The sequence below is a fragment of the Burkholderia sp. Se-20378 genome, from assembly GCF_017104665.1.
In the GTDB taxonomy this organism is placed as follows: Bacteria; Pseudomonadota; Gammaproteobacteria; order Burkholderiales; family Burkholderiaceae; genus Burkholderia; species Burkholderia lata.
The window spans coordinates 1-13,458 of the sequence record NZ_JAAGPG010000054.1 but is presented as its reverse complement, the minus strand read 5'-3'; the positions used below and the strand labels follow the sequence as shown (position 1 = coordinate 13,458).

Sequence of the window (13,458 nt, the reverse complement as noted above, 5' to 3'; positions counted from 1 at the left end):
AAGGCGGCGCCGGCGCTGTACATCGTCGCGATGTCGGTCGTAAGCCTGGTCGCGCTGCTCGGGTTCCGGCGCATGCCGAGCGAATAAGCGAGCCGGATCCGGTTTCAACCCGAATCGCTTAAATATAGGATAACGAATCAAATGTCCGTTCATGGGGCCATCGAAACGATCGGCCGGACTGGCCGCCCCGTCACTCTCAACAGGAGAAGTCACGCATGAAATTCACCCCTACGTTTGCACCGCCCAGCGAGGCGGAGCTCAAAGGACGCCTCGACCGCGTGCGCGCACGCATGGCGGAAGCCGGCCTCGATCGTTACGTGGCGTTCTCGCCGGACAACATCTACTACCTGACGAACTTCGCGAACATCGTGCACGAGCGGCCGTTCGTGCTGGTCGTTTCGCGCAGCGGCCCGCCGCAGTTCGTCGTGCCGCAGCTCGAGCAGCCGCATGTGCGGACGCGCTCGATCGGCGAACTCGAGCTGATTCCCTACTTCGAATTCCCGGCGCCGGCCGGGCGCGAATGGAGCGACCGTTTCAAGGCGCTGTTCGGGCCGGGCGAGCGAGTCGGCGTCGAGTCGGTGTGTCCGCTGCAGGTCTATGCGCAGACGCCGGGCGAGCGCGTATGCATTGACATCATCGACGACGTGCGGATGATCAAGTCCGACTACGAGATCGGCCGCCACGTGTACGCGTGCGGGATCGCCACCGACGCGCACAACCTGCTGCTGAACGAAGCGCGCCCGGGCCTCGGGATGGCGGAGATGTCATCGCGCATTCGCGGCTTCATCATGCAGCGGCTGCTGGCCGACGATCCGTCGCTGAACCCGTCGGCGACGCGAATCGTCGCGGTGTTCCAGCCGGGCAGCGTGTCGCACGATCCGCACAATTTCAGCAACATCGACATGCGGATGGAGGAGGGCGGCCCGCACGTGTCGATCGTCAATGCGGTGATGAACGGCTACGGCGCGGAAGTCGAGCGGACCTTCTTCCTCGGCCACGTGCCGGATGCGGCGCGGCGCGCGTTCGACGTGATGTCGGAAGGGCGGCGGATCGCGTTCGACGCGGCGATGCCGGGCGCGCTGCTGAGCGACGTCGATCGCAAGGTCAACGACTATTTCCGCCGCGCGGGGATGGGCGACCGGATGCTGCACCGGACCGGGCACGGGATGGGCGTCACCGCGCACGAGGCGCCGTTCTTCGCCGAAGGCTACGACCGGCCGATCGAGAAGGGGATGTGCCTGACGATCGAGCCGGGCATCTATATCGAGGGTGTCGGCGGGTTCCGTCATTCCGATACGGTGCTGATCGGCGATGAAGGCCCGGTTCAGTTGACCGGCGGGCCGCTCGATCTCGACGCGTTGACGTTCCGGGGGCGGGTGTAGTCAAGCGGAGGCGTTAAAAAAGCCGCTGCACGCGCGTGTGCAGCGGCTTTTTTGCGGATGGCGCGCTTCAGAAAATAAAGCCCGTATTGATGAACTTCGAGTAGTGATCCGACACGATCGAATCGAGCAGTTGCTTGCTGCTGTCGGTCTGCTTCGCCGCGACCATCGATCGGATCGAAAACGCGCGCAGCGCGTCGCTCACCGACAGCGTGCCTTCCGCCGAATCCTTGCGGCCCGCGAACGGGAACACGTCGGGCCCGCGCTGGCATTGGCAGTTGATGTTCACGCGGCACACCTGATTCACGAGCGGATCGACGAGCGCGCCGATCTGCGCCGGATCGGAACCGAAGATGCTGACCTGCTGGCCGTGATCCGACGTCGTAACGTAGTCGAGCGCGGTGTCGACGTCGTCGAACGTCGCCACCGGAATGATCGGCCCGAACTGCTCCTCACGATACAGCTTCATCCCTTCCGACACCGGATACACGACGGCCGGATAGAACAGCGTCTTGCTGAACTCGCCGCCCGAATGGTTGACGACCTGCGCACCCTTGGCCTTCGCGTCGTCGATCGCGTCCGTCATGTAGGCCGTGCGATGCATGCCGGGCAGCGGCGTGATGCTGACGCCTTTCTCCCACGGCATGCCGATCTTCAGCTGTTCGAGCGCGGCGGTGAAGCGCTTCAGGAATTCGTCGACGATCGAGCGGTGCACGAGCAGCATCTTCAGCGCGGTGCAACGCTGGCCGTTGAACGACAGCGCGCCGAGCAGGCATTCCTTCACGGTGAGGTCGAGATCGGCGTCGGGCAGCACGATCGCCGCGTTTTTCGCGTCGAGGCCGAGGATCGCGCGCAGCCGGTGCGACTTCGGGTGCTGCTTCTTCAGGTGGTCGGCCACCTTGCTCGACCCGATCAGCGCGAGCACGTTGATCTTGCCCGACGCAAGCATGTGCGGCACGACCACCGCGCCCGGCGCGTAGATCGTGTTGATCACGCCCTTCGGGAACGCGTCGCGGAACGCCTCGAGCAGCGGCTCGAACAGCAGCGTGCCGTACTGGGGCGGCTTGAACACCACGGTGTTGCCCATCAGCAGCGCGGGGATCAGCGTCGCGAAGGTTTCGTTCAGCGGATAGTTGTACGGGCCCATGCACAGCACGACGCCGAGCGGCGTGCGGCGGATCTGGCCGATCGTGCCTTCAGCGATCACGAAGCGCGAATTCGCGTTGTCGAGCTCCTTCAGCGCGTCGATCGTCTGCGTCATGTACGTGACGGTGCGGTCGAACTCCTTCTGCGAATCGGCGAGGCTCTTGCCGATCTCCCACATGATCAGGTTCACCACCAGCTCGCGCTGCGCGACCATCCGCTTGATGAAGTCCTGCATGCACGCGATGCGCTGCTCGACCTTCATCGTCGGCCACTCGCCGCGGCCGGCGTCGTACGCGCGCACCGCGGCGTCGAGCGCCGCGTCGCTTTCCGTTTCGCCCATCACCGGGTAGCTGCCGATCTCGACCTGCTCGACGCTGCCGTCCGCCTGTCGCACGCACACGGGCGACAGCACGGTCTTGGTCGCGCCGTCCCACGGTCGCAATTCGCCGTCGACGAGCGACACGCGCTGGTGGATCGGCGAAGTGAGCCGGTATTCGGCGGGGATGTCCTGAAAGGCGGGAAACAGCTGCTGCAGGGAGGCGGAATCGGGCATGACGGTCTCGTTTGACGGGGTGTCCGGGAAGGACGGGCGCTGCGAATCCTGAGCTGGGTGATCCTCGATCCTGATTCGGCATCATGACGCGCGGACGACGACGCGTCACGCGTGACCATGGCCGAATCAACGAATGGAACCAGTTCCATTAAAAAGGAACGCCGGCGCGAATGCAAGATTTGCCGAACCGTCTCACATGCGCCGTAAGCATTTGGAAAGACTGTTGCCGAATGCTTGGTATAACACGCCAACTGCACCCGCAAACGTTTCCCTTGGGCCGGATTGCGCGGATAATGGCCCGGCGCGGCGAAGAAAAAAATGAAGTGAGCCTGAGAGCATATGTAGTGAAGAACAGAAGAAGGTCCGCCGCACTGCCGATGCGAGGTCGGCTGCCCGGAGCGCCGGGTCGGGGTTGCCCGGTCCGGCGCACGCCGGACTTCGAATGCGTTCCGTCTGCTTCGACGGATGCTTCGTGATCCTCTCCAGTCCTTTCGTCGTCGTCTCCCGAATTCCACCTTTTACCTGGCCCTTCATCGCCTGATGTGGTCGATGGAATTCTTTCGTTTTTATTACGCACAAGCCGCGTCAAAGCGTGAAACAGAAAGGCAATCGTCAGGAATGCAGAGCGCCATGCGCGTGCACGTTGCGGGCAGGCGACACGTTAAAAATTAACTAAAAATACGAATCATTCTCGTTTAATATTTCGCTCCGTTACGAGTCGTGACAGAGCGTCACGGCTGCTTTCGAGCCGGTTCTGCCGGCCGGCCGCCACCCGCGCCGGCCGTTCACCGGCCCGCTCGCGCAACGAGGCGATCCCTCGCGTGCCGCTTCTTTTCACGGAAAGGATTTCGCCAGCCGATTCACAGCGTGGTTCGCGCATTGGCCGGATGCGTTTCCGTTCGCCGTTTTCCCTCAGCCTCTACTTCAACGATGAAACTCAACAAGAGCGCGTGCCATGCGCTGCTGATCGCCACGTCGCTGGCCGGTGCACGCACCTCCTTCGCGCAGGCGAGCGACGCCGCGGCGACCTTGCCCGCGATTTCCGTCAATGCGACCGCCGAGCACGCGTCGTACGACGGCGGCCATTCGCGCGCGGCGACCAAGACCGACATGTCGCTGATGGACGTGCCGCAGACGGTGAACGTCGTGCCGCACGCGGTGATCGAGGACCAGAACGCGACGTCGATGCAGGATGCGCTGCGCAACGTGCCGGGCGTCGGCTTTTCGGTCGGCGACGGCCAGCGCGACCAGATCACGATCCGCGGCTTCAACAGCATCACGGACCAGTACGTCGACGGCATTCGCGACGACGCGCTCTACTATCGCGACCTGTCGAACGTCGACCACGTCGAAGTGCTGAAGGGGCCGGCAGCCGTGCTGTACGGGCGCGGCTCGGCGGGCGGCATCGTGAATCGCGTGTTGAAGCGGCCGGAGGCGAACCCGGTGCGCGACGTGGGCGTGACGCTCGGCACGCGCGGCGAGCGGCGCGGCGAATTCGACCTCGGCTGGAACGCGAACGATGCGGCGCGTTTCCGGATCACCGGCGCGGCCGAGAACTCGAACAGCTTCCGCGACCAGTTCCAGCTCAACCGTCAGGCGATCGCGCCGTCCGCGCAGTTCAAGCTCGACAGCAACACGGTGCTGAACGTCGAATTCGACTACCTGCACGACCGCCGTACGTCCGACCAGGGGCTGCCTGCGTATCTCGGCCGGCCGGTCGACGTGCCGATCAACACCTATTACGGCTCGGCCGACGCGGCGAACAGCTCGTACAACGACGTCTCCGCGAAGAGTGCGACGGTGTCGCTCGATCATCGCTTCAGCGATTCGCTGTCGTTCCATGGCGCGATCCGCGCGTACGACTTCTCGCTCGAACGCAAGAACTACGTGACGTACGAGCCAATCAAGACCACCGCACACCCGGTCGTGACGCTCGACCAGTCGACGCGCCAGCGCACCGACCACGGCATCGACGGCCTGTTCGAGCTCACGCAGAAGACGTCGCTGTTCGGCATGCGCCACGAGCTGCTGTACGGGCTCGAGCTGTCGCAGCAGCAGAAGTTCGACACGATCTACAGCGTGTCGAAGGTCGCGACCTACGATCTGTTCAATCCGCAGGCGGTGGTCCTGCCCGGCGTGCCGACCGGTGCGCGGGCGAAGACGAACGCGTCGACCGTCGTCGGGCTCGCGGGCGTCTATGCGCAGGATTTGATTTCGCTGACCGAACACTGGAAGGTGCTCGCGGGGCTGCGCTTCGACTACCTGAACCAGATCCGCCACGACTACACGTCGTCGAACGTCAACCTCGACCGCACCGATCACGCGTGGAGCCCGCGCGTCGGCCTGATCTACGAACCGCTCGACTGGCTGACGCTGTACGGGTCGTTCAGCCAGTCGTTCTCGCCGCTGGCCGATACGCTGATCAGTGCCGGCGCGTTCTCGAACGGCGCCGCGCTCGCGCCGCAGAAGACCACCGCGTATGAAGTCGGCTCGCGCTTCGACCTCGGCGGCAAGGCGACGGCCAGCGTCGCGCTGTTCGACATGCGCCAGACCAACCAGCAGATCGGCGATCCGGCGAATCCCGGCTATGCGTTGCCGATCGGCACGCAGCATGTGCACGGGATGGAGCTGGGCTTTACCGGCGAGATCGCGCCGAAGTGGTCGGTGTATGCGGGCTACGCGTACCTGAACGGCACGGTCGACGGCTCGGCGCAATCGACGGCGGCCGGCGTCGCTGTGTCGAGCAACACGCCGGGGCTGATGCCGCGCCACAGCGCGAACCTGTGGGTGAAGCGCGAGTTGCCGTACGGCTTCTATGCGGCGGCCGGCATGCAGTTCCAGTCGGCACGCTATACGTCGGCGAGCGACCTCGTCACGCTGCCGTCGTTCACGGTGTTCAACCTGGGCGCCGGCTATCGCAGCAAGAAGGTCGACGTGACGCTCACGCTCGACAACCTGTTCGATCGCCGCTACTTCATCGCCGCGCACGGCAATGCGGACCTGTACAACATGCCCGGCGATCCGCGCACGCTGACCGCGACGGTGAAGTGGCACATGTAATACACGGGGTGCTGGCGTCAGGTGACAATGCGGGTCTTCGTCACGACGACCCGCACCTCACTGCCCATGATCCGCCAATCGATTGAAGTGTCGAGCATGACCGGCTGCGCCCGCGTGCTGTGCGCCGTGTTGTGGCTGGCATGCGGCCCGGTCGTGGCGCACGCGCAGACGATCCCGGCCGACGCCGAACCCGAATGCCATTCGGTGCAGGTCGGCCGGGCGATCACGCTGTCGGGTCGTTACGCAGTCGATTACGCCGACGAAGAGAGCGGGGAGGACGTGTGGTTCGTGGAGGACGATGCATCGGCGCGGCGCTTGCCGGACCGCTCGCAGCGCGCGGGTGTGATCCGGTTCGTGAACCAGCGCGATGCACGGCGCAGTCTGCGGCTGCCCGCCGCGCAACCTGAAGGCGTGTGCCGGTTCGACGGGCGCGCGACGCTCGTGATCCGCGATCTGGACACGGTGTGCCCGGGTCTGGAGGAGCCCGATCACGCGCGGCTGGTGAAGGTGCTGACGGCCAGCCGGCCGACACGACACGCATGCGAGGCCACCGCGCCATAAGGCTGGCGCGACCGCGCCGTTACTCGACGTCCTCGTCGTCCACCATCTCGTCGCCATCCGCATCGGGATCCGGCGATGCATACGCGCTCGCCTGCTCGAGCAGCCAGCCGCGGAACAGCTCCAGCGGCTTGCTGTGGCTGAACTCCGTCGGATACACGAGGTAGTACGCGGAATCGCCGACGGTTGCCGCATCGCACGGCACCACCAGCCCGAGCTGCTGCAACTGTTCCTCGACGAAGAATTTGGGCACGAGCGCGATGCCGAGCCCGGCCGCGGCCGCGCTGATCAGCATCGTGTGCAACTCGTAGCGCACGCCCTGCATCGTACGGATGTCCTCGACGCCGTGCGTCTCGAACCACTGCGCCCACGCGCCGGGGCGCGTCGTCGAGTGCAGCAGCGGGTACGCGAGCAGATCCTCGACGCTGTGCACGGGCCCGTCGAGCAGCGCCGGCGAACAGATCGGCACGACTTCCTCGCCGAACAGGTAATCCGACGACGTGCCGGGCCAGGTCGGCTTGCCGTAGTGGATCGCGGCCTCGAAGTGGGTGTCCTCGAACGAGAACAGGTCGGTGCGGCTGCCCATGTTCACGCGCACGTCGGGCGTGCGGTCGTAGAAGCTCTTGATGCGCGGGATCAGCCAGTGCGACGCGAAGGTCGGCAGCACCGCCAGCTCCAGGTAGCCGCCGCCGCTGCCGTGCGCGATGATCGACAGCGTGTCGCGGTCGAGCGCCTCCAGCGCGCGCCGCACCTGCGTGCCGTACAGCTTGCCGGCGCGCGTCAGCACGACGCGCTGCTTCACGCGGGCGAACAGCCGCACGCCGAGGCTGGCCTCGAGCGTCGCGATCTGGCGCGACACCGCGCTTTCGGTCAGGAACAGCTCCTTGGCCGCGTGCGTGAAGCTTTCGTGGCGCGCGGCGGCTTCGAAAGCCACGAGCGCGCCCATGTTGGGAATCTTGAATTTGCGCATGATGTTCGATTCGTCTGACGATCAGGCCCGCACGGCACAAGGCGGTAGGCGGAGCAGGGGAGCGGCTGATAATTCCAAAAACTCATCACATATCAATTTAATCTCGCTTTACGCCCGGCTGCAACCCTTTGAATAATGCTCCCCACGCAAGGTCAGGCGCCCGTGAGGCGGCCGGCCGACGAGTTGCCGGCACGTTTGCCGGCGGTCCCCCGAGACGAGAATCCTGATGCGCAATCCGAATATCGAGAGCTTGCTGACGAAGCTGCTGGGACAGGCGAAGACCGACGCCCTGTTCTCGACCCTGAACATGCCGGCCATCCTCGAAGAATGGGAAGACGGCGTCGTGACGCGCGCGGAAATCGCGCAGGCGATGAACATGGCGCTGTTCGAAGGGCTGCTCGACCGTTCGGCGAACGGCCGTGCGTATACGGCCGATGCGATCGAAAGCGGCGGCTCGGTCTATTTCGACCACGGCGCGCTGCGCACGGTGCGCTGGCCGAACACGGGCGCGCTGCCGCCGGGCGAGGCTGCATTCACGCGCATCCTGCGTCCGCTCGGCTTCCGCCTGAACGGCCGCTACCCGCTCGACAAGCTCGGCATGACGGGCCGCGCATATGCCCATGAAGACGCGCCGGACGAAATCGCGCAGTTCTTCGTCAGCGAGCTGCATCCGGAGCGTTTCTCGAAGGAATTCCAGCAGGCCGTGACGAACGTGGTGAGCACGTCGCGCGATCCGCTGTCGCCGGCAGCCGTCGCGCTGCTGTGGGAAGTCGAGCGCGAAGGCTGGCTGTCGCTGGAGGCCGCGCACGCGCTGCTGCCGGAGATCGTCGGGGCGTTCGCACGCCAGCACGACCTGCCGAACGAGCTCGACTACGAGACGCTGCTGATGGAATCGGCGGAAATGGCGTGGATCTCGACCGAAGGCAACGCGTTCAACCACGCGACCGACCGCGTCGCCGACGTGTTCAAGCTGTCCGACGACGAGAAGGCGAAGGGCCGCCCGATGAAGCCGGAAGTCGAGCGCTCGCGCTCGGGCCGCGTGTTCCAGACCGCGTATCGCGCGGATACCGTCGAGCGCGAATTCCGCACGCGCGACGGCGGCACGGTGAAGCGCAACGTGCCGGGTTCGTTCTACGAGTTCATCACGCGCAAGCGCACGTTCGACCAGGCGGCGCGCCGCTGGGTGACCGACCTGCGTTTCGATGCGGGCAATGCGCAGGGCATCTTCAAGATGACGGCGAGCGCGGCGAAGTAACGCACGCGAAGCGGCCAGCAGGGCGCGCGGCGGCGGCGTGATCGCCGTGCCGGTGCCGGCGGGTCGCAGCTGAGGGAAAGGATGACCGATCGGGCAGGGCGCGACAGCGTCCTGCCCGATTGCGTTTGGCGGCGTGCGTCAGTCGCGCGGCGCCGTCGCGTCGCGCAAGGTGCGCGCGTCGTAGCGACGGGCGCTGTCCTCCGCGGTCCCCGGTTCGACGACGCGGAACGTGGCCGGATCGGCGCCGTCGATCTCGACGAGGCTCACGTAGCCGACGATATACGCGTGCTTGCTGTCGCGCGCGAAATCGTCGTCGAGGAATTCGAGCGTCGGCAGGTGCACGCGCTTCGTCGACACCGGCCGGCGGCCGAAGAACAGCTTGTCGCCGGCGCGCAGGAACGTCGGGTGCAGCACCTGGAGCGCGCTGGCCGGCACGTCGACCTGCAGCGGCTTGCCGTCGCAGAACAGGCGCTCGCCGTCCCACGCGTAGCTGCCTTCGACCTGCAGCCGATCGGGGTCGATGCCTTTCTTGACGACACCGAGGTGAAACGCACGCGTCGCATCGCGCGCCCAGCCGCCCGACAGCACGCGGAACGCAGCCGGATCGGCGCCGCGCAGCGGCTGCGGCTGGGCGGGCGTGAACGCGTAGAACACCGTGACGCCATCGGTGAAATAGTGCGGGCCGAGTACGCGCAGCGCATCGATCGGCTGGTCCGAGAAGCGCGTCAGCTCGATCGGCATTTCCGCACAGGTCCGGTACGCCCAGTGAATGCCGTGCGCGTCGCCGCACAGCCAGTCGGTCGAACCGAAATCGAACAGCGTCTCGCGTGCGGCGAAGGTCGCGGGATCGAAGCCGGTCAACGTCGCGTCATGGAACTGCACCGTCGTGTCTGCGGCCGGCTGTTGCTGCCGATGCCACCAGTAGTCCCGCAGCTCGGGGCGCATCGTGAAGAAGCTGCGCCAGTCGTCGAACAGGCGCGTCTCCTGCACCGTCTGTCGTTCGCCGGATTCGATCGGTCCGATCCGGTCGGTGCATCGCAGGTAGCCGGCCTCGTCGGGCCCGCACAGGAAGCTCGCGCGATCGATGTCCTTCGGCCGGCCGTAGTAGTACACGCGATCGGCATCGGCGAAGTAGCCGCCCGGGAAGCCGATCGCGCTCGCGCCATGCGAGCCGTTGATGCGCCGGCCGTTCATGTAGATCGATTCGTCGTCGGTGGCGATGTATTCGTGCTCGCACGTCTCGAACGTCACGCCGCGCCCGTCGGCCGGCCGGTTCCAGGTTTCGTAGACGAGCGGCCGGAACGCGTGCGGGCTGCGCGTGCGGATCGTCCGGCCGGTGATGTAGTACGCCTGCCGCGCATCGCGCGCGTAGCGCTGGTTCAGGATCTCGAACGTGTCGAGATCGGCGTCCTCGATCCGGTAGTAATACAGCATCACCATCGCGCTGCCGAGTTGCCCTTGCACGATCACGTGTACGCCGTCGGTGAACCAGCGGCCGCCGATGCAGCGGAACGCGTGCGGCCGTTCGATCGGCAGCGGCTTGCCGTCCTTGCCCCACAGCGGCAGGCCGTCCGAGCGGCGGATCACGGTGTCGCCGGCGATCGCGTAGTCGGGATGGTTGGTGTCCTGCAGGGGCGGCTGGGGCATGGCGGGTGGCGCGCGGGCGTCGTGGCGGTCGCCGTAGTATGCCGTGGAATACGGGCGGGAATGCGGGCGGCGCGCCGCTGGGTGACCGACCTGCGTTTCGATGCGGGTAACGCGCAGGGCATCTTCAAGATGACCGCGAACGCGGCGAAGTAACGCAAGGAAAGCGGGGCGCATGCACGAACCGCCATCTGAACCGCCCCGGGAATTGTGGAGGCGGGTTGGCACTGAGTCAGTGCAGGCACGTCAGCGGCATTGACGGGTTGCCTCCAGCAGTTTGCGTCGTCCTCAACCGGCTGCGTTGCCGGTTCATCTGTATCCAGCATTTCGATAGGCCATCGACCTGCATGTTGGCCCGCCGGGCGCGCTTGATCTCCGGTTGCAGAATCGCACCGCGTTCGCCTCGGTCGACCGTCTCGCGCCTGCCCCAATCCAGCGGCGTCGGCGCTGTACGGCCGATCATCGGCGCTATCGATTCCATTGGAGCAATCGATTCGAGCGCCACCCCCATCGACGATCGTCGCGACGCTGCTCGCATACCGGACGCTCCGCGCGCTCCCGGACTTCCGGCGAAATCCAGCCTGCCTTCTCGTTCCTGACTCGATGCTTCCGCGAAGCCGAGTCCCACGAAATTTCGTGCGGTTCAGGGCGGCGTCTGCCATTTCGGGGAAAGGCCGCCATCGACACGACAGTCGGCCTCAAGGGTTTACACGGCCAGAAAATTATCGACACGCCGTGTCACATCCATCGGCACGGGACGACAAACGTCACGCCAGTCGAACCATCATTCATCAGCCGATTCGTCGTAGCGCTTGCCTGGGAGAAGCCGTTCGATCACCCGGTCGATGGATTGGGCGAGGTCTCGATGGCAACTGGCCATTCATGACACGCGCTCAGGAAACCCGTGCATGCGACACGGGCGCTTCCCGACGCCCCTTCTTGACAGGAGAACCCGGATGAACCCGATTCGCAAGCTCATGCTGTGTGGCGCCATTCCGTTCCTGCTGGTTGCCGGTGCGGCACAGGCAGACGGCGGCGGCATTGGTCGCAGCGGTACCTACATGTCGCACACGAGCGACTGGACCATGATGATGATGGACAAGCTCACGCCCGAGCAGCGCACGCAAGCCATCGTCATCCAGCAAAAAATGATGGCGATGGAAATGGAGCACAACGAAGCGATGGCAAAGCTGCAGATGCAGCACGACAAGGACATGATGGCGTTGCAGAGCCAGTTGCTCGAACTCTACAAGGGACACTGAGAGTCGCGAGCCCGGTGTCGAACGCCGGGCTCGTTCCTTCACGTCGTCAACACAGCCCGCTTTGGCCACCTGCGTCGCGGCGAATGCCGCCGTGGCCACGCGGATCGAAAGCCTGCGCGTCACGCCGGTCTCCAGCCGACACGACGAAGTGCATCACGTCGGTGCGCCGCTCGACGAACGCTGCTTCGCAATAGGTCAGGTACAGGCGCCAGGTGCGGATAAAGATCTCGTCGAACCCCTGTGCGCGGACGGCGTCGAGGCGCGCCTCGAACGCTGCGCGCCATGTTTGCAGCGTACGTGCATAGTCGAGTCCGAACGCGAGTACGGGTTCGGCGGCGAGACCCGCGCGGCGCGCCGCCTCGATAAAGCGCCCGGGGCTCGGCAGCATGCCGCCCGGAAAGATGAACTCGCGGATGAAGTCGCTCGACGCGCGGTAGGCCTCGAACTGCGAATCGTCGATCGTGATCGACTGAATCAGCGCCCGCGCGCCCACCTTCAGGCGCTGCCTGAGCGTGTCGAAATACACCGGCCAGAATGCTTCGCCCACGGCTTCGAACATTTCGATCGACACGATCGCATCGTATTGTCCGTCGATATCGCGGTAGTCGCGCAACTCGACCGTCACGAGATCGGACAGCCCCGCGCGTGCGATCCGCTCGACCGCCAGCACGTATTGCGCGCGCGAGATCGTCAGCGCATGCACGCGGATGCCCTGGCGTGCGGCGTGCATCGCGAAGCCGCCCCAGCCGCAGCCGATCTCGAGCACGTGCATGCCGGCGCGCAGGCCGAGCGACTCGACGATGCGCTGGTATTTCGCCGCCTGCGCATCGGCGAGCGGGCGCTGCTCGTCGCCGTCGAAACAGGCGCTCGAATACGTCCACGTGTCGTCGAGCCACAGCCCGTAGAAGCGGTTGCCGAGATCGTAGTGCGCGTGGATGTTGCGGCGGCTGCCGGCGCGCGTATTCATCCGCAGCCGGTGGCGCAGTGCATACCAGACGCGGGCGAGGCGGCCGCCCGTGAGCGTCTGCGCGATCGCCGGCTCGTTGCGGATCGCCAGGCGCAGCAGCGTGACGAGGTCGGGGGTGTCGACCCGGCATGCGCGATACGCCTCGGCGAACCCGATGTCGCCCGCACGCAGGATCGCGCGGCACGCCCGCCAGTCGTGGATCTGTAGTGTCGCGGCCGGCTGGCGATGCGGATCGCCGAATACGTGTTGCGCACCGTCGGGCGTCACGAGCGTCAGGTGCCCGTGCCGGAGGCGTCGCAGCAGCGCGACGAACAGCCGGGGCGAGAGCGGCATCGCCGGTCGCGACGCGCACGAGAGCAGATGCAGCAGGGTCATGGCCGGACCTCGTGATCGGACATCGCTGGACTGCATGGCGGCGAGGCCTGCACGGGCGGGGACGCGGGCGCGTCCCCGGAGGGCGGCCGGGCCGGGGGCGTCCTGCCGTGGAACGGCACGCGCTTGAGCCAGAGCCGCAGCGCTTGCCCATGGATGCGGATGACGACGGCGAGCGCATTGAGCGGCTGCCGCGTGAGCGCGCGAGATCGGAAGAGCGTCGGGGAGGGAAGGAGTGTGCGCAAGCGGGGAGCTCTGGGGGGTCGACGGAGCAATGGAAAAGAAAGAACAA

Annotated in this window: 10 protein-coding genes and 1 pseudogene; 5 read left to right on the top strand and 6 right to left on the bottom strand. The window is 65.8% G+C overall.

Annotation, left to right across the window (positions count from 1 at the left end):
- Positions 1-215 precede the first annotated feature (215 nt).
- A complete protein-coding gene (locus G3N93_RS09440; RefSeq protein ID WP_206132866.1) occupies positions 216-1,382 on the top strand; it encodes a Xaa-Pro peptidase family protein in 1,167 nt (388 codons plus the stop codon).
- 67 nt (positions 1,383-1,449) lie between these two features.
- On the opposite strand, the gene G3N93_RS09435 is transcribed toward G3N93_RS09440, so the two are convergent.
- Complete coding sequence (locus G3N93_RS09435; protein WP_011356284.1) at positions 1,450-3,078, bottom strand: NADP-dependent glyceraldehyde-3-phosphate dehydrogenase; 1,629 nt, start codon at positions 3,076-3,078, stop codon at positions 1,450-1,452.
- Positions 3,079-4,008: 930 nt separating this feature from the next.
- On the opposite strand from G3N93_RS09435, the gene G3N93_RS09430 reads away from it, so the two are divergent.
- Positions 4,009-6,138 (top strand): TonB-dependent siderophore receptor, encoded by a 2,130-nt coding sequence (locus G3N93_RS09430; protein WP_206132865.1) that lies wholly within the window; start codon positions 4,009-4,011, stop codon positions 6,136-6,138.
- 27 nt (positions 6,139-6,165) lie between these two features.
- Positions 6,166-6,699 carry a hypothetical protein gene (locus G3N93_RS09425; RefSeq protein WP_241026477.1) on the top strand — a complete coding sequence of 178 codons (534 nt, stop codon included), beginning with the start codon at positions 6,166-6,168 and terminating at the stop codon, positions 6,697-6,699.
- Positions 6,700-6,718: 19 nt separating this feature from the next.
- Here the strand turns inward: G3N93_RS09425 and G3N93_RS09420 are convergent, their stop codons facing one another.
- Positions 6,719-7,666, bottom strand: coding sequence for a LysR family transcriptional regulator (locus G3N93_RS09420; RefSeq protein ID WP_206122664.1), 948 nt, complete (start codon positions 7,664-7,666; stop codon positions 6,719-6,721).
- A 226-nt stretch (positions 7,667-7,892) separates the two neighbouring features.
- On the opposite strand from G3N93_RS09420, the gene G3N93_RS09415 reads away from it, so the two are divergent.
- The gene (locus G3N93_RS09415; protein ID WP_174940056.1) at positions 7,893-8,921 is read left to right on the top strand and encodes a DUF1338 domain-containing protein; all 1,029 of its coding nucleotides are present in this window, start codon (positions 7,893-7,895) and stop codon (positions 8,919-8,921) included.
- Between the two features lie 138 nt (positions 8,922-9,059).
- Here G3N93_RS09415 and G3N93_RS09410 read toward each other — a convergent pair whose 3' ends face one another.
- Together G3N93_RS09410 and G3N93_RS42430 are read right to left on the bottom strand one after the other, a co-directional pair.
- The gene (locus G3N93_RS09410; protein WP_206132864.1) at positions 9,060-10,568 is read right to left on the bottom strand and encodes a DKNYY domain-containing protein; all 1,509 of its coding nucleotides are present in this window, start codon (positions 10,566-10,568) and stop codon (positions 9,060-9,062) included.
- Between the two features lie 229 nt (positions 10,569-10,797).
- On the bottom strand, positions 10,798-11,076 hold the full coding sequence (locus tag G3N93_RS42430; RefSeq protein ID WP_206132863.1) for a hypothetical protein: 279 nt from the start codon (positions 11,074-11,076) through the stop codon (positions 10,798-10,800).
- 445 nt (positions 11,077-11,521) lie between these two features.
- On the opposite strand from G3N93_RS42430, the gene G3N93_RS09400 reads away from it, so the two are divergent.
- Positions 11,522-11,827 carry a hypothetical protein gene (locus G3N93_RS09400; protein ID WP_174938113.1) on the top strand — a complete coding sequence of 102 codons (306 nt, stop codon included), beginning with the start codon at positions 11,522-11,524 and terminating at the stop codon, positions 11,825-11,827.
- A 46-nt stretch (positions 11,828-11,873) separates the two neighbouring features.
- On the opposite strand, the gene G3N93_RS09395 is transcribed toward G3N93_RS09400, so the two are convergent.
- Positions 11,874-13,169, bottom strand: coding sequence for a cyclopropane-fatty-acyl-phospholipid synthase family protein (locus G3N93_RS09395; RefSeq protein ID WP_241026476.1), 1,296 nt, complete (start codon positions 13,167-13,169; stop codon positions 11,874-11,876).
- Positions 13,166-13,372 (bottom strand): annotated as a pseudogene (locus tag G3N93_RS09390) (DUF1365 family protein); the annotation flags it as partial. The gene G3N93_RS09395 and the pseudogene G3N93_RS09390, both read right to left, overlap by 4 nt.
- Positions 13,373-13,458 lie beyond the last annotated feature (86 nt).

What these genes read in the sequence shown, in the direction of transcription:
- G3N93_RS09440 (WP_206132866.1), top strand. Translation starts at nt 216, where the DNA reads ATGAAATTCACCCCTACGTTTGCACCGCCCAGCGAGGCGGAGCTCAAA.
- G3N93_RS09435 (WP_011356284.1), bottom strand. Translation starts at nt 3,078, where the DNA reads ATGCCCGATTCCGCCTCCCTGCAGCAGCTGTTTCCCGCCTTTCAGGAC.
- G3N93_RS09430 (WP_206132865.1), top strand. Translation starts at nt 4,009, where the DNA reads ATGAAACTCAACAAGAGCGCGTGCCATGCGCTGCTGATCGCCACGTCG.
- G3N93_RS09425 (WP_241026477.1), top strand. Translation starts at nt 6,166, where the DNA reads ATGCGGGTCTTCGTCACGACGACCCGCACCTCACTGCCCATGATCCGC.
- G3N93_RS09420 (WP_206122664.1), bottom strand. Translation starts at nt 7,666, where the DNA reads ATGCGCAAATTCAAGATTCCCAACATGGGCGCGCTCGTGGCTTTCGAA.
- G3N93_RS09415 (WP_174940056.1), top strand. Translation starts at nt 7,893, where the DNA reads ATGCGCAATCCGAATATCGAGAGCTTGCTGACGAAGCTGCTGGGACAG.
- G3N93_RS09410 (WP_206132864.1), bottom strand. Translation starts at nt 10,568, where the DNA reads ATGCCCCAGCCGCCCCTGCAGGACACCAACCATCCCGACTACGCGATC.
- G3N93_RS42430 (WP_206132863.1), bottom strand. Translation starts at nt 11,076, where the DNA reads ATGGGGGTGGCGCTCGAATCGATTGCTCCAATGGAATCGATAGCGCCG.
- G3N93_RS09400 (WP_174938113.1), top strand. Translation starts at nt 11,522, where the DNA reads ATGAACCCGATTCGCAAGCTCATGCTGTGTGGCGCCATTCCGTTCCTG.
- G3N93_RS09395 (WP_241026476.1), bottom strand. Translation starts at nt 13,169, where the DNA reads ATGACCCTGCTGCATCTGCTCTCGTGCGCGTCGCGACCGGCGATGCCG.